Source organism: Enterococcus saigonensis (genome assembly GCF_011397115.1).
GTDB lineage: Bacteria > Bacillota > Bacilli > Lactobacillales > Enterococcaceae > Enterococcus_C > Enterococcus_C saigonensis.
Genome location: NZ_AP022822.1, coordinates 1,537,419 through 1,558,601 on the forward strand (window position 1 = coordinate 1,537,419; position 21,183 = coordinate 1,558,601).

Below are 21,183 nucleotides of genomic sequence, written 5' to 3' on the forward strand. Positions count from 1 at the left end.
TCTTTACCTCAAAATCTTTATGCTTCCATTTCATCTTTCTTTTCAATTTTTGTTCCATTTTTTTCTAATGCTAGTTCTAATTCATATTCTTTTTTATCTGCAATTTTAATGAAGGGATACCACATCACGATTCCAATACCTAAACAAATAAGCATCAAAATTGTATAATTTAAACCACCAGCAAATGGCATTTTTATAAAAGTTGGTGTTGTCCAAGGCAATAACGACATTGTTGGATTAAGGGAAATCGGCAAAATCGTACTTGTTAGTCCCCAGGTTACAAAACCTGCAATTAATTGTGTAAATACTTGCGGAATAAAGAAAATAGGGTTTAAGATAATCGGCATCCCAAACATCAAGGGCTCAGTAATATTAAAGATTGACGGAATAAACGAAAGTTTCCCAAGTTGCTTCATTTTGGCTGATTGACAACGAATCATGAAAAATGTGACGAATCCCATAAAACCGGCCGCATACATGCCCATATAAATAACAGATGGTAATAAATAAGGTAATTTTTCACCACTTTGAAAAGCCGTCATGTTTCCAACAATCATAGTCATACTAATAGCACCTAGTGGTCCTTGTAACACGGCATTATGAATTCCAAAAAACCATAATACTGCCAGTAGTTCCATGATAATGATGATTGAAATTGGACTTGCCACCAAAGAGTTTAACGGTGCATTAATTACATCAATAAAGAATTGAAAAATACTTCCTGAAGCAGTATAACCAAACACTACGCGAAGACAAAAAACTAATGTAAAAATAATTGTTACTACAAATACTGGAGCAAGTGATTGCGTGACCATTGGTGGTACACTGTCTGGTAATTTGATCATCAGATTTTTCTTTGATAAAAAGGCATAAAAACGGGTAACCAGTAGAGCAACTAACATGCCAATAAATAGCCCTTGTCCGCCAAGATAATCTAATTTCAAAGCACCAATTGCTTGTTGTGTTGCCTCACCATTTTGTGTCACAGTTGTCATGATTTGTTGTGGCATAAGCATGATAAAACTTGCTAATGAGATTAAAGCTGCATTTCGTTCGTTTGTCTTTAACTGTTTAGCATAGGAAAATGCTAAGCTATAAACAACATACAGCGAGAACACACCGGTTACGCCGTTAGTAATAGCTTCTACGTGTTGGTAAATACCAATTTTGGTTAAGTAATCAATCCAGCCCGGAACAGGAAAGTTTCCTATGATTGTCAGCAATGCAATGCCCAATGTTAAAGGACTCGTTCTAATAAATCCTTCCATCAAAGCACTCAAGACTTTATTTTGTTGCAATTTTTGTGTTAGCGGTAACAGTTTATTTCCTAAAAAAGATTCTAATTTTTCCATGATGATACTCCTTTAGTTATTATTATTGAATGATTTTCTTTTTGCCCCAATATATCTAGTTGAAAAACATACTCGCCTTTATTCAGATGGAACTCGCCATTATTATCAAAAAAACCTAAATCTTCTTTTGAAATATCAGCTGCCAACTCTTGTTGTTCTTTTGCTTTTAATAGAAAATGCTGTGTGGCAACTAGCCGTTTAACAGGTTGAACAATTTCAGCAGCATAATTAAGCAAATAAATTTGCGCAGTGAGCCAACCTTCAGAATCATTTAAATTCTGTACCTCAAAATGACAATGAAGCTTTTCTTCACTTTCTTCAATGGATAGCCAGTGACCTTCAGCGCTTGTATAGCTTAGGCCTGATCCAAAAGAAAATAGTGGGTCATTTGATTCGTCAATATATTTTGAAACAAAACGTTCTGTATGAGTACTATTTGCTAGCGGGCGACCGGTAGAAGTATGGGCATAATACACAGGGATTTGCCCTTCGCTTCTTGGAAAAGACATTGATAATCTCGCTGAAGGATTCGCTTTCCCAGTTAAAAGATTCGTAATCCCTTTTCCTCCCATTACCCCTGGAAACCATACCACTAGCAAACTATCAAAATATTTTTCTACTTCTGTTAATACTAAAGGCCGTCCGGTATATAATAATGCAATTATGGGCTTGTTCAATCTTGATAACATCTTAATTAGTCGAATTTGTTTTTCAGGTAAATGAAGATTGCTTTTTGAAGCCCCTTCTCCACTTTCTAAGAATTGTTCACCAAGCGTTAAAAGAATGACGTCTGATTTTTTTGCTTGTTCTAGCGACTGTTCCAAAAGATAACCTTCATCTTCAATCGGACCGTTTAATTGCTCAAACATATCTTTCAATGGCCCGAATGGCTCGTAGTTTTCGTATAAATTAAACCCCCTTGAAAAATATAATTGTTCCTTATCAAATTGCTCTAAAAGACCGGATTTAAGCGTGTATACATCAGAAGATCTACCACTGACAGATGCCCAAAAGCCTAATGTAAAGTGGCTTTCCGCATAAGGTCCTATAACAGCAATTTTTTGCTTTGTATCTGGATCTAATGGAAGTAATGCTTTATTTTTTAAGAGGACACAACTTTTTTCAACTAGTGTTGTTGCAATTTTCTTTGACTCTGTGGTTAAAACTTCACCTGTATTTTCCTGTTTTAATCCTCTAAAGGGATTTTCGAACAAGCCTAATTTATTTTTCAAAACTAGAATACGCCACACCGCATTATCTAATCGTTGGGCAAATTCCGCTTCTTTCACTAACTCTGGCAATGCGTTAGCGTAGGTCGACGTCATCATATCCAGATCCACCCCTGCCAGTAATCCTTTTTTTGCCGCATCTTTAGCATCTTTGGCATATCCATGGGGCGCCAATTCTGCAATGGCAGCATAATCGGATACTAATACACCACGAAAGCCAAATCTTTCTCTTAATACGGTCTCATTCAACCATTGATTACCTGTTGCTGGAACACCATTTAATAAATTGAATGCAGTCATAACCAATTCACATTTTGCATCTACCGCAGCTTGATAGGGCTGCAGATATTCATTGAATAATTTTTGATTTGATAATTCCACTTGATTGTACTCGCGACCACTTTCGGGAGCTCCATAGGCTGCAAAATGTTTAATACATGCTGCAACATGGTCTTCTTTCAGATAGGTATCATCCTCACCTTGATAGCCTTTTACCACACTTTTAGCAAACTGTTTACTTGTATAAACATCTTCACCAGGTGATTCCATCACTCTTCCCCATCGTGGATCACGCACTAAATCAAGCATTGGAGAGAAAACAACATGAATACCATTTCGATAACTTTCTTTTGCTGAGATTTCAGCTGCTTGTTTGATTAAATCAAAATCATAGGAACCAGCTTGAGCTAAAGGAATAGGAAAAACTGTTCGAAATCCATAAATAATATCTGACATGAACAACAGAGGTATTTTATATGTGCTATTTTTTAAGACATCTTTTTGAATCTGATATAATTTCTGATGATCATTTACATTATAAATTGATCCTATTTCATAAAAGTTTGGTTCTTTTTTGAAACCTAAGTCTTTTACTGGCCCTGTGTTCATTACACCACTTTCAACAAAGATATCTCCATTTAACTGAATCAGCTGAGAGATTTTAGCGTCGATAGTTAGTGAATTAAATAGCTCTTTTAATTTTTTTTTCTCCATCTAACCCTCCTGTAAACGTTTTAAATTTCAGGTTGATTATATAGAGATTTCATACTAAGATATACTAAAATAAAAGATTTTATACTAAAAAAGGAGAATCGCATGAATTTCGAAGCTCTCTCGTTAGTTTTGAAACGCCTTTATCATAAATATCTGATTCCTTTGTTCCTTATTACCGAAAACGGGCAAGTAATCATCCCTCAAAATTCTACCTGGACAACTGATTATCTTAATGAAGATTACTTAAATCCTCCACCTCAAGATAATATTTTCTTCTATGAAGATAGTGACTATTTTTTTGGTAATTTTACCTGTGATTTACCCGATTATGGAACTTGTTTAGTCTTAGTTGGACCTTGTGGCATTTTAGGAACGAAACGCGATACTTTTACTTTTCATGACCATCAATATTTGGCGGGTATCCATTATTCAAAAGAAAGCCAACAAGCTTTTATTGAGTTTGTGGAATTATTGTATGCCTTACTAAATGGCCAGATAGCTTCTAACCGTCAGCATAAATGGATATATAGAAATCGCAGAGACGGGATCCATACAGAAACAATTTTAACGAACAATTTATACAATCGGCGATTTGAAGATCCTTTTTTAGACTCGTTTGAGTTTGAAAGAAGATATATAGAAGCCGTAAGAAGGAATGAACCCGAAAAAATCGAATGGCTATTTAAAAAAATGAATCATACCTATAATTCTAAGCTTTCGCTCAATAAAATTGAAAATTTGAAATACAAATATTCTGGACTCATTACAATCTTAACAAGAGTAAGTGTCAGCGAAGGTGTCCCTATTAGCCAAGCATACAGTTTGTCTGATTCATTAATTCAAAAACTACAAAACATCCATACCGTATCGGAATGTATGGCACATATTAAAGAAACATCTTTCTTATTTATGGAACTTATACATGACTTTCCTTATTCAGAAATAAGTAGCCTAGTTAAAGACCTACTAAATTATATTGACACACATATTTATGAGCGTATAACAATTAGTGATTTGGCTCAATCAGTTCAAAAACATCCTACACATATAAACACCCAATTCAAAAACGCTTTAGGACAAACCGTTCACGCATATATCAATCAAAAAAAAATAGCCGAGGCCAAGTTTCTTTTGCTTTTCACAGATAAAAGCTACAAAGAAATAGCCACGCTCCTTCATTTTTCAAATCAAAGTCATTTTATTCAAGTGTTTAAACGTTTTGAAAAAGAAACACCTTCTGAATTTAAAAATAAGCATTTCTATGATATTTTTTAAAATCAATAATGCATCGCATGAGAAAACTTCTTATCTTTTTTTGATAGAAAGAAGTTTTCTAAGTGAATATCATGACTATAATATATTCAATACTTTTTGGTTAGACAAACGTGAGGTTTTAAACAAAAAGGCTTTCTTAGAAATTCTTCCTGTTTTACGTGCGTTTTTCGGTAAATGATTTTACAACATTCAAAGGCTAGTTCATCACTGAAAGAAGTAACAACCTTTATTTTATAACAGTGTTAAATTGTGGTAATTGGATATCTCTTTCAATTTTTCCATCTCTCATCACAATTGTTCGGGATGTTTTCTCAGCAAGTCCCAAATCATGAGTCACCATAATAATCGTTTTTCCTTGACCCACCAATTCATGAAATAAATCCATTGTCAACTTACGTGAATGGGTATCCAAAGCGCTGGTTGGTTCATCTAAAAAAATAATCTCCGGGTCAGCTAAAATAGTTCGTGCAATAGCCACTCGTTGCTGTTCACCACCTGAAAGTGCGTCAATTGGCTGATTGAGTTCTGCTTTCAACTCAAGCCGTGTTGCGATTGCTTCCACGGAGGATTTTTCAATTTTTCGTCCGTTCAAGATACCTGGTAACATCAAGTTATCAAAGGCTGATAGCGATGGTATCAATTGATAATCCTGAAAAATAAAGCCAATTTCTTACCGTCGAAACTTTGCTAGTTTTGAAGCACTCCATTCATAAGGAGATTTTCCCTTAATTAGCACTTCCCTTCAGTAGGTGGCAATAAACTAGATATACAATACCGTAAAGTTGATTTTCCCGAACCTGAAGGACCCACGATCGATACAAATTCTCCTCGCTTTATCTCAAAAGAAATATCACTTAAAACCTCTAACAAATTTCCCTTTGCCAATTCAATTTCCTTTTTTAGGTTTTTTACCACAATAACTTCATTCATCATGATCCCTCTACTTTCCTATCCATTGACATAAGCTTTTATCCTAACCTTTTCCAACCAATAAATCGGTGCAAAACAAAGGAAAGACAGGGAAAATATCCCCAGCGTCAATAAAATATTTACTGTCCAATTTGCTCGGAAAATATCACCGCCACCTAAAAAGGCAACCCTTAACAACGGAATAGCAAATAAAAGTGTTCCTAAAAAAGTAATGATAATCGAAAGAATCGCAGCCGTGCCGATTTCCGTCAATTTGAGTTCAAAAATCCAACTTGGCGTACACCCGGTAAAAAAGTAGTGATCTGCTTCTTTTTGCGTTTTCATCTTGAAAAGACTAATCGAAGTGACAATATTCGCCAAGCTAATCAAAATTGGTGCACCAAAAACAAAAACTAGACTAACAATCAAATCGTAAATCGCACTTTCGTCATTTCTACCGTCTACTAACATTTTTGTATTTAAAAATAAAGCAATAAAATTCCCAATCAGCAGGGCAATAACACTAACTGGGCGAATTAGCTTGATCATATTTTCTTGATGGAACTGCAAATCATAAAAAGCAGAACGAATCAACGGATGTTTGGTAATCGATGGCAGCTGCGCAACCATCTTTACCATTTGGATAAATAAAGACGAATCAAAAAATTCATGGCGACAATCAGCAACAACCATTGTTCCTCCTGCAACGCCTCACGAATCAAAAGCTATTTCACAAATTAATTGGAGTTAAGTTTCATTTAAAGTACAGCCACTGGAATAAAAGATTTTGTGTTCATTGGCGCTTGTTGTTTAATTTTTCATTTTTCCCGCTCTATAGTCATCTTGAAAGTTTACCTATTAGCCAATATTCATCTAATTTTTGGTTCGTACCGAGTCCCTTTCCATGTACATTAATCACAGCATACCATTGACGATACTCTTCATTTGCTATCAAAAAGAGCGTTTTAGCTGAAAAAAATTAGTATGAAGCAATAATCCTCCAATTTCCATTCTTAATTAACCTCAACTGATATTGGTAAATGTTTGTTACCTTTTCAACTACATTTAAATACTTTATTCCAACATTAATTTGAAACCCTTTCCCATTTTTCTTATAAATAGGATTCACTAATTCCATAAATTTCAAGTTAGGATCAAGTGGTCTCAACGTATCATTTTCAATATAGTATTCAAGTTCTTTTTCGGATGCTGATGGATAAAACTTGAAAAAAGCCTCTAAAAACTCAGTAATTTCTTCTGTTGTTTTAGCATCAATTTCTGAATCATTTTCTACTTGTTTTGCCTCATAGTGTGCCTTTTCTGGTTTTGCAATCATGGTAGGCAAAGTCGTTACAATATGATTCCCATTTTCATCTTCAAAGATTGTCACTCGATATGCAGAAGAAATCGATTGGGCCTTTTTTCCCTCCATAATCTTTTGCTCCACTAAAAACGAAACGACAAATTCCTCCGAGCTCTTCTCAACGTCTAGAATTTTTACTGATTGAACTTCTGAACTAGTAGGAATATCTGCCCAAGAGTACTCATTCTCTTTTCAATTTCTTCTTTATTATTCTTCCATGAAAAATATTCTTTCGCAAAATCCTTCGCAAAACTTTCAACGCCAGAAGTATTCACTACCTTTTCCTTCACAACCACTTTTTCATGAGTCCTATATTGATCAATAGCGGTGAAATTTTTGTAGATGCCAAAAGCAATATTACAAGACAATAAAAGCCAAAGGACAAGCACCATTTTTCGATTCTTGCCCACGGAAACGACTCGTTCTTTCTTCTTTTTTGAGGTCTTTTGCTTTTGATTCCGTTCAATTTTGATTTTCATGTTTTTCCTCTTTTCTCTTATTTGTATCGACCAGCTCCGATAAGATGTTGCTGCCAATAGTTTTCCGTTAGATTCGTCCATTCCACTGGATCTCCTGCATGATACATACGATTCTCTCCTGCATAAATGCCCACATGGGTCACATAAGTACCTGCATCATAAGTTGAATGAAAGAAAATCAAATCACCTGGTTTGGCATCTTTTAAATCAATATGGGTCCTAGCATCATAGTGGTTCTTTGTGAATTGCGAGGGCTCCAAGCTAAATTTTCCATAACCAGCAGTTACTAGATAAGACCACTACAATCAATATTCATCTCAGAAATTACCCATAGACTGCAAATCCATACTTCATCGGCCTCATCAATTTCCCAATCATTGAGGTCGATGAAAAAGGACATCAAAATGATTTCTTGTCTTAGAAGAGGTAATGCTGCAATCGCCTTTGCTAACTCGTCGCTTGAAATAAAGACTTTTATACCTAGAACAATAAAACTGGCGCTACTATTCAAATTTGGTTCCAAATAATAGAGCTCTGTACCCAATCCTTTTTGTTCCAATATTTCCATTGAGATTTGACGTTGGGTAAACATAACGTATTCCTTTTGAATGTTAGAGCTTCATTATGAACTACTTTCTTACAAAAACTATCAAACGTGTGTCGAATGTGGGTTTCCTCTGAGTCGCCCATAAAATTCTCCTCCTCAAAAAAATCATTCAACTCGTTTTACTTCTATCCCTTTCCATTATTACTACAATCTGAGAGAGAGCATTTTTCGAAAAAGCTAAAATTTTTTCAAAATAAAAAAGGCATACAGACAAAAATTGTCTATACGCCTCACAAACAAAGTCAACCACCTAACTATTTTTAATTGTTAATACCTTTCATCTATTAACCCATCAATTATTTTTCAATATAAACTACTAGCCACTCTGATAGTATTTATCATATTTAAATTGTACGGTATCTCTTTCTACTTGCTTTATATGTTGCCACGGCCATCACGGCAATATCAATAAAGATAGCGTAAATCATCGCTGGTGGGTAAACACCCACAGTTAAAACTAGCCCTAGTATTTTTATTGACAAGTCTAATATAGTCATATTATTCGGGGTAGCATATAGTAAACCAAAACCGACATTTTCATTTACCTTATTTAACGACTTAGAAATCATTATATTACTCAAGGTAACACCTATAACGATAACTCCATACATTGTCTGTGCCGTCTTATTGTAGAAATTTGATGAAACAATACTAGTTGTATATGGAAAAAAAGAGGAGAAAAATAGCAAAATTAAAGTATAGACAACTGTACTATTACTTACCTTTTTTATAGATTGCCAATTATTGTGGTGAGTCAGCCACATTAGTCCAAGCCAGAAAAATGACAAAGTATAGGAGAAAAAATTTTCCCGTAAGTCCCAAATTCCTGATAAGGATAGAACTTTAGGTTTTTCTAACTCAAGTATTAGGATTGTCATAATAATTGCTAGAACAGCATCTGTAAATGCCGCAATACGGTCTTTTTCCATTTTCCATTTTCCACCTTTTCATACTCACTTACTTTTGTAACTGTTTTTTTTATGACTTGTAGACTTTTTTTGTTAAGCTAAAGGCTTTCAAAGCACTTGGCCAACTACAATAGAAACCAACTTGAGTAATAACTTCAAAAACTTTCTCTACAGGTACCCCATTCTTTTTTGCTAATATCAGTTGTATCTCCAGCTCTTCAAAATTTTCTGCCGAAATGAGGGCAGAAATTATCGTTAAGATTTTTGTATGTAAATCTAATTCCTGCTTTTTAAGAGAGGTATCCATTATTATAGTCTCAAGTTCTAGTTCATTAAAATTTGAATCAAAAAGTTCGAATCTATCTTGATCAATAATTATTTTTTCCATTTCGTTTTCCTTTCAATATATCAAACAGTATGTTTTGTTTAAAATTTCATTTTGCTTACATGAATGTGCTCTGAAAAAGCAAAATACAACATAATAACCTATAAATTGACTCCCACATCCTACCAAAGAAATTCAATCCAACGCGATTTCTACTTTAACTATATACTTTGGACTGAACTCCAAGGCAAGAACTTTAATCATTTTTCTTGCTATAGAGTGGACTCCATAGATTAAACTAAATCTATAAAAAATTAGGAGTGATTTCATGAAAAATACTTTTATAAATGCGAGTATCAATAGACATGGTCGCACAGCAAAACTTGCAACGGAGATATTTAAAGAACAACCTTATCAAGTAATTAACTTGGTAGATTTTCAAATCGATCAGTTAGGACGTGTTTCGACAAATGATGAACTTGAAAAAGTATTAGAGATATTAAGTGGATCGGATAACTTAGTAATTGGTACGCCTGTTTATTGGTATTCTATGAGTGGCCACTTAAAAGCTTTTGTTGATCGGTTAGGAAACCGTGAAGGAAATCCTGAAAACCCAAGTGCTCCATTCACTGACTCTAACTTATACCTGATTGTTCAGGGAGCATTTCCTCCAGAAGATGTGGCACCTTCAATTATCAATGTTTTTCAACATCTTGCGGATCGTTTTAATATGAATTATAAGCAGTGTATTACCAATGAAAAACAAGCAAAAAAAATAATTCTTTAAAAAAGGAAAAGGATAGTTACTTTAATTGATAGTAACTATCCTTTTCCTTTATTCTATTTTTAAAGTTTTTTTCAATTTTTTTCATTAAATCAATAACAGCACACACGTTATTGTTTTTCGTAGTTTCTCTCCCACATTTTTTCAACATTGCTATCATTTAATTCACCAGATTTAAATTTAGCTAAGTGATCATCATACGTATCAATTTTATATTGGAGTAAGTTTCTAACTTTTTCCATTTCTGATATTTTTTCATCTAGTTCGTTCAATTGATCAAAAAGAATTGATTTTTGTGCATCGGCAACATCCTCTGTCTCTCTTTTTTGAGAGAGTGCACAAAATTCAATTAACGACTCTACAGATAAACCTGCTAAACGTAAATTTTTTGCCAAATAAATCCAATTTAAATCTCGATTAGTATAATCTCGGTACCCAACGGCGTTTCTTGTAACCGGTGGTATAACACCTACTCGTTCGTAATATCTCAGAGTATCCACAGTGAGATCGAACATTTCTGCTGCTTGTTTAATATTCAATTTTATCCCCCCTGTTCTTTCACATCTATTCTAATCCTTGAAGTTTACTAAAAGGCAAGTAATGAGTATAAATCAATGTTTAATAATGCTTTTTTCAGATATCATCTAATATGATAATTATAATTCTGGAATATTGAACCTACAACACCGTGTAATTCTATTTTTTCTTGGGTTCTTTTAATTTGAAACAACTACTAATGACTTAATGGCTTTTCGTTTATCCATCGCTTCGTATGCATCTTGAATATTTTCTAGATTAAAGTGCTTCGTAAAAACCTTTCCAGGTTGAATCTTTCCTTCTAAAACAGCCTTTAAAAGTATTTCACGGTTGTACGTAGTAACATTAGCTATGCCGCCTCGTAATCCAATATTGCTCCAAAACAGGTTATTGGTATTCATTTCTTCCTTTTGAGGTACACCTACACGGCCAACAATCGTTCCCGGACGTCCACATTTAATTGCAGTATCCACTGACTGATCAGTTCCGACGCATTCAAGTATCGCATCTGCGCTGGCACCATTTGTCAATTCCTTTACTTTCTCAACCGCCTTATCGCCACGTTCTGCAATAATATCTGTAGCTCCAAACTCGCGAGCTAGTTGAGCTCGATCTTCGTGCCTACTCATAGTAATAATTCGTTTCGCACCAAGAAGTTTTGAAGCAATCACTCCGCATAAACCAACTGCCCCATCGCCAAGTACTACTACTACATCGCCTGTTTTTACTTCTGCACTAGCAGCAGCATGATACCCCGTTGCCATCACGTCAGCTAAAGTTACAAAGGAATCTAGCATATCTTCTGAATAGTCTTCTGGTTGACCAGGAATTTTAACTAGTGCCCAATCTGCGTTGATGAAGCGCAAATATTCACCTTGATAGCCACCATTCTCGCCAGATTCTCTATTCATACAATTACCATCAAATCCAGCTAAACAAGCTGCACAATGTCCACATCCATGGGTAAAAGGAGCAATTACAAAATCACCAACCTTTACATTTGTAACAGAACTACCTACTTGTTCAACAACTCCTATCGCCTCATGTCCCACAGTAGTATTTTCTTTACGAGGTGATATCCCACGAAACCACCACAAGTCTGACCCACAAACGCTAGCACGTACAATTCGAATAATTGCATCTGTTGGCTTCTTGATGGTTGGTTTCTCTCTATCTTGAATTTCCACTTTTCCTGGTTCTACAAAAACAGCAACTTTCAAAAAGAAGACCTCCTTAGTTATTAAATTTTAATAGCCACTATGATATGAATCGCAAAAGATAGACAACTAGTCTTTCAACTCAACTAGTTATCTATCTCTATCGAATATAGTTCCTTTTAGTTATTACTACCAAAAGGAATTCTCAATATACTTCTACAACAATCAGCTTATATGAAATAAATAGTTTTTGATAAAAAATTTTGAAATTACTATTTTTGTTCACATACTCATAATTCTTTAGCAATTACATTACTTGTCTACTTGGACGAATAATGATTTCATTAATTGCTGCATCAGCAGGAGCATTAACTGCAAAAGCAATTGATTCAGCAACTCGATCTGGTGAGATCGCAAATTCATTATAAAATTGTTCTGTTCCTTTTCGAACTGCTTCATCCGTAATTGAATTTGTTAATTCAGTTGCAATTGCTCCTGGAGAGATTACAGTAACACGAATGTTACTTCCAGCTTGAGCTTCTTCTTGTCTTAAGCCTTCACTAATTGCCAATACTGCATGCTTTGTTGCACTGTAAACGGAAGAGCCTGGTCCAACAATATGTCCTGCAACTGAAGATGTATTAACATAATGACCAGATTTTTGATTACGCATAATGTCAAGGCTAGCATTGATACCGTATAGAACTCCTTTTTGATTAACATCAATCATTCGATCCCAATCTTCAACTTTTCCATCAGACAAAAGTGATTGTGGCATTAAGCCAGCGTTATTCATCCAAACATCTATACGACCAAAAGTATCCATCGCTTTTTTAGCTAACTCTTTAACAGAATCCAAATTCACGACATCTGTTACCTGATAGACAGCTTCACCACCTAATGCTTTAATATCTTCTGCAATTTCTTTTAAGCGCGATTCTCTTCGGGCTCCAAGAACAATTTGATTTCCTTGTGAGGCAAGAAGCTTGGCTGTCGCTTCTCCAATTCCACTTGATGCTCCTGTAATAACGATAACTTTTTTAGACATAGTAACACTCTCTTTCCTATTGATATGATGATAACTTACACCCTAGACCTAACTCTAAGGCAAGAGAAATGATTCTTTTTTTTAAAAAAATATTTGTAATGATCTAAACGACTGATCGACAAATGATTCTTCATCGTGGCCACCTTTAGCTACGAAATATTTAAGATTAGTATTATTGAAACTTGCTTCATCGTTAAGTTCCGCTATTGTTCTTTCCATAGAAGTTTTCGTACCATCAGACTCTCCTACTGATGCGCTGATTAGAAAATCTTGAGTATCTAATCCCAATTTTTCTACGGCATGGTTCATAACTGAAGAATCACTATAATTTGGTCCAGCCATTGGCATAAAGTATCTAAAATACTCTAAATCGTGTTGAAAGACAAACCAAGATGTTGCACTCCCCATAGAAAAGCCTCCAAATGCATGGTGATTTCTAGCTCTTTTCAGTTCATTCTGATTGCCGTTTTTTGCGTACGTGTGATATCGATTTGCAATTAATGGCATAAGATCCGTAATTAGTTCAGTCTTTGCAAACCGTTCGTTTAATGGGATATCATCGTTCCAGTTTCCAGTAATCATAGATCGATTTGGATAGTAACTTGGTGCCACAACAATTACAGGATCAATTTTGCCGGAATCAATCAGATTGTCTATCATTGAGCACCAAAGAATGGGTTGATTTTTATCAACATCTCCCAAAAAATCTTCCGGTCCCATATTCCAACCATGCATTAAATACAAAACATCATATCTTTTTTTATTTTTAGTTTTTTTATACTCCGCAGGTAAGTATACCAATGCTTTTTTTTCATATTCTCTTTTTTCAAAGGTAGTTTGATACGTTATCTGTTCGACACTACCCATTCGTTCTCTACTCAATGTTTTTTTATGTTTTTCAGATATTGCATTATTTAATCTATCTTCTATCAGATTTTGGTTCTTAACTGGTTCCTTGCTACTCGTTATGCTCAAATTATTAAAAAAAGCAATACCAATTACAACAAACAACATAATAAATATGGAAATGGGGACAAGAGTTCTTTTCATGCAACCTCCCAATTAATAATGTCATCAGACTTATGAAGCTCCGATAGTTTCTAAAAATTCATTTTTATAAGCCAGGCAAAGGTATTCCTTTTTGATACTGGTCAGGTTGTAAGTAGTTTTTTACTAATCGATCAGGCAGGCCTAGTTGCGTCAGTTGCTCACGTGATATGGAAGCAATAATCTCATCTGTTCTATCTTCACGAATTTTTTTTGTAAAATTAGCATCAAGTAATAGTGCTCGTCCAATATAAACGCCGTCGGTCTCGTTGATCACCTTCATAATATCTTCTGGTTGATGAACATGGGCTCCAATATAAAGAAGACAGTTATCATCAGTTAATTCTTTAAATAGTTCAGCAAAACTTTTTTCATACCCCTGAGGTTTAGAATCTAGATCGTAATTCAATCCACCAGAAAGCGATACATTTAAATAATCTATCCCAATCTCAATTGCATGTCTCGTTTGTTCGAGCATATCCCCCACTAGATAACCTATGTTCTCTCCATGAATCTCTTCCGGACTAATACGCCAGCCTAAAATAAAATTCTCATCACTGAAATAAGAAATCTCATCTTTTACTGCTCTCAATACTGTTAGAGGAAGTCGCATTCTTTTTGTTAAGCTTCCTCCCCATTCGTCCTCCCTATGATTTGAATATTCTGAAAAGAATTGCTGTAATAAATCATGATTACAATTATGGATCTCAACACCGTCAAATCCAGCTTTAATCGCCCTTCTTGTAGCAAGTTTGAAATCTTCCATCAAATTCTCTATATCCTTCAATGACATTTCTTGAACCTCATAATCTAACCAAGGAAATACCATTTTTGATGGACCATAGATCATCTTCCCATTTTTTGCAGAAATTCCAGATTCCCGTCCCGCATGAGACAGTTGTAGAATTGCCTTGGCTCCCGAAGATTTTATCGCTTTTGCAAGCTTACTTAGTCCGTCAATATCACTATCTTGTGAAGCACTTAATTGTCCCTCTACTTGAATCCCGTGATCATTAACATATGCATAACCAGTAACGGCGATTCCAACATTGGTAGCTCTTGATTTCATATATGACAATTGTTGTGCAGTTACTTTTCCTTGATTTGCTGAATCATCACACATTGGTGCCATCATTAAACGATTTGAAAGCTTAACACCATTTGGTAAAGTTAAAGAATCAAAAATTTTATCAAAAGACATACTGTTCACTCCAATTATTCAACTTTTTATTATTTTCAATCTACTAAAAATACTTTATGAATTCTAAGAAAGAACAGAATTCATAAAGTATTAATCATGATTACTAAAGGGCGTTATAAACTTCGTCTCTTACAGGTTCTAGCCATTCAGCTGTACCCGCTGTAATCGCAATATGCGAGAACCAGCTCTCTTTAGTTGCTCCATGCCAGTGCTTCACTCCCTCGTGAGTAACAATAACATCCCCTGGAGTCAATTTCTGTGGAGATTGGCCTTCTTCCTGATACCAACCTTCACCGCCTGTAACTAAGAGAATTTGATAACCATTCAAATGTTTATGCCAATTGTTTCGACATCCAGGTTCAAAAGAAACATTTGCCACACCTACATTAATTTCAGGGTCATTTACTAATCCAGCTACAAAACTTTTCCCTATAAAATATTTTGCATACGCTTCATTTTCATCTCCAAGAGGAAAAATAATTCCCTCTTTTACGTTAGTATTTAGTTCCATGTCAAAGTCTCCTTCTATTTAACTTCGTCCACCCAATCTATAACTTCTTGTCTAGAGTCCGCAACATTATTTCGTGAAATACTTAAGGCGTTCGAGACCACTTCAGAATTCGATAACTCATCTTCTAGAATACCAACTGTTCCAGCTAGTCCACTTCCTCCATGGGTACTAAATGGTACAATGCGTTTCCCTGAAAAATCATAACTTTCTAAAAATGTATAGAAAGCCATTGGAAAATCAGCGTTCCAGATTGGGTATCCAAGGTAAATTGTGTCATACTGATCCAAATTGGTGATTTTAGAGGCTAAACTTGGCCGATCATTATTGCTTTTCTCTTCTGCAGCAACATCCAATAAATCATCAATGTCTGTAGGATAAGATTTGTCCGCTTGAATTCGAAAAGTATCAGCCTTTAACTCTTCTGAAATCCAGTTTGCCGTTTGCTGTGTTAATCCTAGATATTCTCCATTTGCTTCCATAACGCTTGCACCAGTAGTAACATCTAAATCATCTCCGACCGGAAGAGAAAAATACGCAACTAATGCTTTTCCATCCCCTTCTGGATTTTTAACCTCAGAAGTAGTAGTTATCGAACTCTCTATGGCATCATTTGAAGAATTTTCCTCAATTGCTCGTTCATTATCACTACTGCATGCGCCTAAAATTAACAGGGTTGGTAAAAAAAGAGTTATTAAAGTTTTTTTCATGAAAGCCTCCAATATTCATTTTTTTAGTTTATTAATAAAAACTAGGTTTAGCCCATTCTGTATCTGGTTCTCCAACACCTAGACTTTCCCGATGATAGTCTAGTTTGCCTGTTAACAGATCGGTGACAACTTGAGATACAGCTTCCCGTGTCACTTGAGCTTCGGTAAAAGGTTCTCCTTTTTTTGTCAAATGTACATTCGTATTTCCTGGTTCATTGTATAACCATGTAATTCGTAAAATAATATAATCCAAACTACTATTTTCAATAGCATCTGCCGCTTTACGATATTCTGAATTCCACATAATTCCGGTATTAGCTCGATACCATTGTTGAAATTTCCCTTCAATTTCCTCATAAATATCAGGAACACTTGCCGCAATAAATCTCTTGATTTTTGCGTCTTCAAATACTTTAATCAACGGTTTTACTAGGCTATCTCCACCTACGTAACTTAAATACACAGCATCCACATCAACCAAGTTTTCACGAATTTTATCAAGTTCTTCAAATGTTCCATCGACTAACTCAACTCTACTGTTGTCTTCAAAACTCAAACGTTTAGAAACATTTCGCCCATACAAAACTAGATCAAAATCAGTCTGAGTCAATAAATCATTTGTGACCATTTTACCGATTTGTCCCGCTGCCCCTAGTATCATTACTTTCATTACTAAATCCTCCATTACAGAAATTTTTGTTTTTGCGTACTATTTTGATTGCTACTTTTTAAATGAATTTCCTCATTGTCATTTACAAAATGATTTTTAAAAAATATATGAAGGGACTCATTAGTCAGACATTTTATTGTGAGTTACTTTTTCGTAATAACTATCAAATAAATCTTTCCCATGTTTTCTTTCTAACTGTTCTTGATAAATAGCTATCTTCTTATCTAGCAACTGTAAATTATTCTCATACATTTTGTACTGTTCAAAGACCTTTTTCCTATGTTCTACAAGAATTGTCATTAATTCTTGTAAATTACCTTCAACGTGTTCTTTTCGTAATCGAGTATATCGAACCAAGTCTTCAATAGACATTCCCGTATTTTTCATATGAGAAAAAAATTCCATCCAAATTACATCGTCTTCTGAATACAGCCTTAAGTTACTCTCATTTCTCCGTGGAGAGACAAGTCCCTTTTTTTCGTAAAATCTCAATGTATGTTCGGAGAAACCTGTAAGCTTAGAAAATTCACCAATTCTATATTCCATAAGCTCTCCCTCCAAATTGACTGACCCATCTAATCTGCATATATTTCCTTAGCTAAATTAAAAGCACTCCATGCTTTTGGCCATCCGCAATAAAACGCTAGATGAGTAATGATTTCAGAGACTTCATCTTTAGTAATTCCATGTTCTTTTCCTAGTCTTAAATGCGCGCTTAGCTGCTCAAAGTTTCCGCCAGATAGTAAAGCAGAAATGGTAATCATGCTTCTTAGTTTTGGTGATAACTCATCTTCTCGAGACCATACTTCACCAAAAAGAACGTCATCATTAATTTCTGCAAATTTTGGAGCAAATTCACCCAAATTATCTCTACCAGCTGTTTGTTTTTTTGCCATTATTTATTCCTCCCTAATTTAGATTACAGTTTTAGTCTACACCTTAGAGTTAACTCTAAGTCAACAGATTGTGACGCTATTTTTTATTCATAGATTTTGATTTTTTCATTTAAAATTGTTAAAGCAGTTTCAATTTCATTTCTTTTAAGCTCTAATTCATTCTTCTGAAATTCAATAAATGCTTTACATTCTGAAATATTGCCCTTATTGCAACAATCATAGTACTCCTTTAAAGAGTCGATAGGAGTTCCTACAGTGCGCATGGTTTTTACAAAGCTTATCCATTCTAAATCACTTTGCTTATATTTACGTAAGCCCCCTTTTGACCGATCAATCTTCGGAAGTATTGCGATTTTTTCGTAATATCTCAATGTTTCTTGCGGAACACCCACAGCTTTGCTTACTTCTGATATATTCATAAGCAGGATCCCCTTAGAATTTTATCTATTCTTCATTATTTAAAATATTTAATTCTCTATCTTTCATACTACTAATTGAAATAAAAACTAGTCCAACAATTGCAAATGCAAAAAGGATAATAGCCTCCGTATAAAAGACCCCTCTAATCGAACCAAAAATATTCAGTCTTTCGATTATAGCAATACCGTATGGCGAAAAGGCAGAGCCTAAATTGAAGCCAACTAGCAGCAAGGAAGTAGCCAAGCCAGGGTTAATTGACGGTGAACTATTTACCTTATTAAAAAGATATGGAATAAAAGTTCTGAACGAAAATCCACACAGAATTGCACCTAGAGCTGTTACAAGCACGCTATTGGATAACCCCATAATCAGTAAGGCCAAACCCATAAATGAGAACGATACAGGAACAATATATTTTTTTAATAGGTTTAAAGTTTTTCCAAATAGAAAACCAGCAGACATCGCACCAATACCTACTACAGATATAATGGTACTTCCATCTGTAGCGTCCCCATATCCCAAAGTAGACATTAAAGCAGTTGCTTTCACATTTGTACTCATATAAATGTTCACACCGACAAACAACAAGGCAATATATCCAATGACACCTAGTAAACTTGTATTATTCTGATTTTCATTGATTTTCTGACCGGAAACACCTTTTTTATTTCGATTAATCCTTTCATCATAAGAAACATCTGGAACGAATAATGCAAATAGTAGTAACATAGGAAGGGCTAATGCATAAACCCAAAATGAAGCTTGCCAACCAAATCTCAACAATTGCCCTACTAAAAAAGTAATAGACATCCCGCCAATTCCTTCAAATGCACTTTGAAATCCAATTAGTTTTGCGCGCTCATTTCCTGAATAAAAATAGCTAATAAAGCCAACAATAAGCGAGTTGAACATACCGATTCCGAACCCAAAAATACATCGAGCTATAAAGATAACTGGGAAACTTTCAATTAAGGCTGGTGCTACACCAGCAAAAAATACCAATGCTAATCCTAGCAGAACTGTATTTTTATATCCCAAATGTTTTGCAATTGTATTGCTCAATAGAACAGACGGAATAATGAATAAAGCTGGTATCGTAACTAAATTTTCAATCATAGTCATTGGTACATCGGGAAAGCTTTTAGCAATTTCAGGAATGTTTCCCCCAATTGCTCCAACCGATACAACAATAAATGATATTGCAAGAATAGATACTTTTTTTAATGTTTCTTTTGACATCGAAAGACCCTTTCTTATATCTGACTCCAAGGTCAAATCTTATTTTTGAAAATAAGGATGATTTTCTCATCCTTATCAACATTATCAGTATTTCACTATAATAATTCTCCGTTACTTTCAATAACTTTTTTATACCAATCAAATGACTTCTTTTTACTTCTCTTCAATGTACCGTTGCCCTCATCATCTTTATCAACATAAATGAAACCATAGCGTTTACTCATCTCACCTTTTGTAGCACTCAAGAGATCAATACATCCCCAAGTAGTGTAACCTAGTAAATCTACCCCATCTTCTTCAACAGCAACTTTAAAGGCTTCAATATGTTTTCGAATATATTCGATACGATAATCATCATTTATTTTTCCATTTTGATCAGGAGTATCATATGCACCTAATCCATTTTCGACGATGAACAGAGGTTTTTGATAGCGATCATACAAAACATTTAGAGATGCTCTTAACCCCAAAGGATCAATTTGCCATCCAAAATCTGATGACTCTAAATAAGGATTTTTAATAGACTTATAGATATTGGCTGCAGTTTCTTCATTCTCATCTGGATTAGCACTAACAACTCGTGAGGAATAATACGAGAAAGAAACAAAATCACAAGTATTTTCCTTTAATATCAAGGTATCCTCTGGTTCCATTTCAACTTTTATTCCATCTTTTTGAAGTTTTTTCAAGGCATAATTTGGATAGACTCCACGTGCCTGAACATCAATGAAAAAGTAGTTGTCGCGATCTTTTTGAATGGCAAGAAAATAATCTTCTGGTCGACAGGAATAAGGATAGTTGGTGCCGCCTGCCAACATACAACCAATTTTATTTTCAGGATCAATTTCGTGAGCAATTTTGGTGACACTTGCACTCGCTACTAATTGGTGATGTGCAGCTTGATATTTTACCTGCTCTTCATTTTCACCGGTTTCAAAGTAAAGACCTGCAGCTAAAAAAGGTGCATGTTGTAGCATATTAATTTCATTGAATGTAAGCCAATACTTAACTAGACCTTTATAGCGTGTAAAAACTGATTTACAATAATTTGTATAAAAATCGATAACTTTACGATTACGCCATGATCCATAGTCTTTCACCAACCCCATGGGAATGTCGAAATGCGAAAGAGTTACTAAAGGTTCAATGTTGTATTTTTTACACTCTTTGAAAATCTTTTCATAAAATGCTAGGCCAGCTTCATTTGCTTCCTTTTCATCCCCATTTGGAAATATTCGAGACCATGAAATGGACATTCGATACGTTTTAAAACCCATTTCAGCAAAAAGCCGGATATCCTCCAAATAATGATGGTACATGTCTATCCCTTCTAGAGCTGGATAATGGTGCTCCTGATCCACCTCAAACATCTTCATTTTTCCAGTAAAGACTGCTCGTCTATCTTCTCCAGAAGGAATCAGGTCGACATTTGCTAAACCTCGACCACCCAAATCATAGCCGCCTTCACACTGATTCGCAGCAGTAGCTCCTCCCCAGAGAAAATCTTTTCTTAAACTCATATTTTC

General features: G+C 34.9%; 19 protein-coding genes and 5 pseudogenes. 2 read left to right on the forward strand and 22 right to left on the reverse strand.

The genetic code is table 11. From position 1 onward, the window contains the following. Positions 1-17: 17 nt before the first annotated feature. Positions 18-1,352 carry a PTS sugar transporter subunit IIC gene (locus EsVE80_RS07225; protein WP_173103118.1) on the reverse strand — a complete coding sequence of 445 codons (1,335 nt, stop codon included), beginning with the start codon at positions 1,350-1,352 and terminating at the stop codon, positions 18-20. Beyond that, a complete protein-coding gene (locus tag EsVE80_RS07230) occupies positions 1,340-3,574 on the reverse strand; it encodes a glycoside hydrolase family 3 N-terminal domain-containing protein (RefSeq protein WP_173103119.1) in 2,235 nt (744 codons plus the stop codon). The genes EsVE80_RS07225 and EsVE80_RS07230 overlap by 13 nt, the downstream gene beginning before the upstream one ends. A 102-nt stretch (positions 3,575-3,676) precedes the next feature. On the opposite strand from EsVE80_RS07230, the gene EsVE80_RS07235 reads away from it, so the two are divergent. Next, on the forward strand, positions 3,677-4,849 hold the full coding sequence (locus tag EsVE80_RS07235; RefSeq protein ID WP_173103120.1) for a helix-turn-helix transcriptional regulator: 1,173 nt from the start codon (positions 3,677-3,679) through the stop codon (positions 4,847-4,849). 226 nt (positions 4,850-5,075) lie between these two features. On the opposite strand, the pseudogene EsVE80_RS07240 reads toward EsVE80_RS07235, so the two are convergent. The 7 genes and pseudogenes from EsVE80_RS07240 to EsVE80_RS07270 form a co-directional block, all read right to left on the reverse strand. Then, positions 5,076-5,779: pseudogene (locus tag EsVE80_RS07240) on the reverse strand (ABC transporter ATP-binding protein). Positions 5,780-5,797: 18 nt separating this feature from the next. Continuing rightward, positions 5,798-6,450: pseudogene (locus tag EsVE80_RS07245) on the reverse strand (hypothetical protein); the annotation flags it as partial. Between the two features lie 287 nt (positions 6,451-6,737). After that, a pseudogene (locus tag EsVE80_RS07250) lies at positions 6,738-7,600 on the reverse strand (conjugal transfer protein). Between the two features lie 17 nt (positions 7,601-7,617). After that, positions 7,618-7,833, reverse strand: a pseudogene (locus EsVE80_RS07255) (C40 family peptidase); the annotation flags it as partial. Between the two features lie 53 nt (positions 7,834-7,886). Next, positions 7,887-8,290: pseudogene (locus tag EsVE80_RS07260) on the reverse strand (sigma-70 family RNA polymerase sigma factor). 261 nt (positions 8,291-8,551) lie between these two features. Continuing rightward, positions 8,552-9,136, reverse strand: a complete 585-nt coding sequence (locus EsVE80_RS07265; RefSeq protein ID WP_173103121.1) for a TMEM175 family protein — start codon at positions 9,134-9,136, stop codon at positions 8,552-8,554. Positions 9,137-9,185: 49 nt separating this feature from the next. After that, the gene (locus tag EsVE80_RS07270) at positions 9,186-9,503 is read right to left on the reverse strand and encodes a carboxymuconolactone decarboxylase family protein (protein WP_173103122.1); all 318 of its coding nucleotides are present in this window, start codon (positions 9,501-9,503) and stop codon (positions 9,186-9,188) included. 265 nt (positions 9,504-9,768) lie between these two features. Between EsVE80_RS07270 and EsVE80_RS07275 the strand changes: the two genes are divergently transcribed. Next, entirely contained in the window at positions 9,769-10,227 is a 459-nt protein-coding gene (locus EsVE80_RS07275; RefSeq protein WP_173103123.1) for a flavodoxin family protein, read from the forward strand. Between the two features lie 107 nt (positions 10,228-10,334). Here the strand turns inward: EsVE80_RS07275 and EsVE80_RS07280 are convergent, their stop codons facing one another. The 13 genes from EsVE80_RS07280 to EsVE80_RS07340 all read right to left on the reverse strand — a co-directional run bounded on the left by EsVE80_RS07280 (position 10,335) and on the right by EsVE80_RS07340 (position 21,177). Beyond that, positions 10,335-10,763: a MerR family transcriptional regulator gene (locus EsVE80_RS07280; RefSeq protein WP_173103124.1), complete on the reverse strand. Its 429-nt coding sequence runs from the start codon at positions 10,761-10,763 to the stop codon at positions 10,335-10,337. A gap of 177 nt (positions 10,764-10,940) precedes the next feature. After that, a complete protein-coding gene (locus EsVE80_RS07285; protein ID WP_173103125.1) occupies positions 10,941-11,981 on the reverse strand; it encodes a zinc-dependent alcohol dehydrogenase family protein in 1,041 nt (346 codons plus the stop codon). A 244-nt stretch (positions 11,982-12,225) separates the two neighbouring features. Beyond that, positions 12,226-12,966, reverse strand: a complete 741-nt coding sequence (locus tag EsVE80_RS07290; RefSeq protein WP_173103126.1) for an SDR family oxidoreductase — start codon at positions 12,964-12,966, stop codon at positions 12,226-12,228. 81 nt (positions 12,967-13,047) lie between these two features. Continuing rightward, entirely contained in the window at positions 13,048-14,016 is a 969-nt protein-coding gene (locus tag EsVE80_RS07295) for an alpha/beta hydrolase (protein WP_173103127.1), read from the reverse strand. A 64-nt stretch (positions 14,017-14,080) separates the two neighbouring features. After that, positions 14,081-15,214, reverse strand: a complete 1,134-nt coding sequence (locus EsVE80_RS07300) for an oxidoreductase (protein ID WP_173103128.1) — start codon at positions 15,212-15,214, stop codon at positions 14,081-14,083. Between the two features lie 103 nt (positions 15,215-15,317). Next, positions 15,318-15,725, reverse strand: a complete 408-nt coding sequence (locus EsVE80_RS07305) for a cupin domain-containing protein (protein WP_173103129.1) — start codon at positions 15,723-15,725, stop codon at positions 15,318-15,320. 14 nt (positions 15,726-15,739) lie between these two features. Then, the gene (locus tag EsVE80_RS07310) at positions 15,740-16,432 is read right to left on the reverse strand and encodes a flavodoxin (protein ID WP_173103130.1); all 693 of its coding nucleotides are present in this window, start codon (positions 16,430-16,432) and stop codon (positions 15,740-15,742) included. A 31-nt stretch (positions 16,433-16,463) separates the two neighbouring features. After that, entirely contained in the window at positions 16,464-17,102 is a 639-nt protein-coding gene (locus EsVE80_RS07315) for an NAD(P)H-binding protein (protein ID WP_173103131.1), read from the reverse strand. A 120-nt stretch (positions 17,103-17,222) separates the two neighbouring features. Continuing rightward, on the reverse strand, positions 17,223-17,648 hold the full coding sequence (locus EsVE80_RS07320) for a MerR family transcriptional regulator (RefSeq protein ID WP_173103132.1): 426 nt from the start codon (positions 17,646-17,648) through the stop codon (positions 17,223-17,225). Between the two features lie 29 nt (positions 17,649-17,677). Beyond that, positions 17,678-17,998, reverse strand: coding sequence for a carboxymuconolactone decarboxylase family protein (locus tag EsVE80_RS07325; RefSeq protein ID WP_173103133.1), 321 nt, complete (start codon positions 17,996-17,998; stop codon positions 17,678-17,680). An 83-nt stretch (positions 17,999-18,081) separates the two neighbouring features. Then, positions 18,082-18,417 (reverse strand): MerR family transcriptional regulator, encoded by a 336-nt coding sequence (locus EsVE80_RS07330; RefSeq protein WP_173103134.1) that lies wholly within the window; start codon positions 18,415-18,417, stop codon positions 18,082-18,084. A gap of 25 nt (positions 18,418-18,442) precedes the next feature. Continuing rightward, positions 18,443-19,657, reverse strand: coding sequence for an MFS transporter (locus tag EsVE80_RS07335; RefSeq protein WP_173103135.1), 1,215 nt, complete (start codon positions 19,655-19,657; stop codon positions 18,443-18,445). A gap of 95 nt (positions 19,658-19,752) precedes the next feature. Beyond that, entirely contained in the window at positions 19,753-21,177 is a 1,425-nt protein-coding gene (locus EsVE80_RS07340; protein ID WP_173103136.1) for a 6-phospho-beta-glucosidase, read from the reverse strand. Between the last annotated feature and the right edge of the window lie 6 nt (positions 21,178-21,183).